Source organism: Micromonospora sp. B11E3, assembly GCF_039871625.1.
GTDB lineage: Bacteria > Actinomycetota > Actinomycetes > Mycobacteriales > Micromonosporaceae > Micromonospora.
The window spans coordinates 1-1,504 of record NZ_JBDPMC010000202.1; the positions used below are offsets into that span (position 1 = coordinate 1).

At 70.2% G+C, this 1,504-nt stretch carries 1 protein-coding gene; it reads right to left on the minus strand.

Features of this window, described 5'->3' with window-relative positions; all coding sequences use genetic code 11:
* The coding region (locus tag ABGB16_RS33655) for an NF041680 family putative transposase (protein WP_347672089.1) at positions 1-1,385 on the minus strand (1,385 nt) is incomplete at its 3' end.
* Positions 1,386-1,504: the final 119 nt, after the last annotated feature.

Below are 1,504 nucleotides of genomic sequence, written 5' to 3' on the forward strand. Positions count from 1 at the left end.
TGGCGGGGTGCGCGGTGTCGGTTGGGGCTGCCGGGTGGGCGTCCGGGGCCTGGCCGGGTGGGTTTTGGTGCCTGTGCGGGATGGCTGGTCTTCGGCCGGAGGTTCCGAAACCCGCGGCGGACCCGGGCGGGGCTCAGGCGTTCGGGTCGGGTGGGGTCGGCGGGTCGTTCCCAGGGACGGCGCAGGTCGTCGGTGAGGCCGCGGGCCAGCCGTAGTTGGGTGTGTGCGGTGAGGATCAGCCAGGTCCAGGTGTCGGCCGCGTTCGGATCGCGCAGGCGGGGTCGGGTCCAGCCGAGGGTCTGTTTGAGCAGCCGGAAGGTGTGCTCGAGGTCAAAGCGGCGTAGGTAGGCCTGCCAGAGCAGATCAACCTGGGCGGCGGTCAGATCGGGCGTGGAGCACCACAGCCAGATCGGTTTGGGGTGGTGACCGGAGGGGACGCGGTCGACGGTCAGCCGCAGCAGAGTGCCTTCCAGGATCGGCAGCGGTCCGGTGTGGCTGATCCAGGCGGCGCGGCGGGTCAGCCGGGGATGTACCCGGTTGAAGGCGAGGGCTTGTGCGGTGCCGTAGCGGGAGGTGGCGGTGTGGGTGTGGTGGGTTGGCTGGGGCCAGGTGGTCTCGTCGGACAACCGCAGTTCCGGGCCGTGGTGGCGAGGCCGGCCGATCGTGGTCGGGGTGCGGGCCGGTGCCGGTAGGCGCATCACCCGGCTGGAACGCAGCCGCCCGAGGATCTCGACCGGCAGATCACGCAGGTCGTGGGTCAGGCGGGCGGAGTCGTAGCCTGAGTCGGCCACGATCAGGATCGGCGGGTCACCCGCACGCCAGTGTCCGGCGGTGATCAGCCGGTCCACGACCTGGCGCACCTGCGCACAGGTCACGGCCGTCTCGTCGTCGGCCGGACCGAGCCGGACCGCGTCGAGCAGGGCGGTCCAGGAGGTAGCGCCGGTCTCCAGGGCGGCCACGATCGAATACGGCCAGCCGGGGATCCGCTGGTCCTGGGCGCGGGTCTGCCCGGTCACGTGGCAGTAGAGCCGGTCCGGGCTGGTGTGGGCTTCCCGGCGCAGCCACGCGGACACGTCCACCGCAAGCACGATCCGCCCGTCAGCGGCCAGCGGGACCGGCAACGCGGCCACGGCTCGGCGCAACCGGGCCAGTTCCAGACGCCCGTGGTTGACCGCATCGTAGAGCGCCCCATGACCGCGGCGATGTTCGGCGGTCAGGCTCAATCCGACCAAGCTGTCCACCGGGCCATCCGCGCACAACACCGCGTCGGTCAGCTCGAACAGGGCGTCCGCCCGACGGGTCAGACAGGCGTAAAACTCTTCCCGGAACTCTGCGAGTCGCCGCAGCGACTCGACGCGGCCAGCGGGGTCGGGCACACTGCTCATCACGGCCTTCGGTTGTGAGTCATGTTCTTCTTTGGCGAGACGACATGATCACCGAAGGCCGTCTTCGTGTCCACCCACGACAGCGCGAAACATCAGGCCAGAGAGCCGAAGGTTAAAAA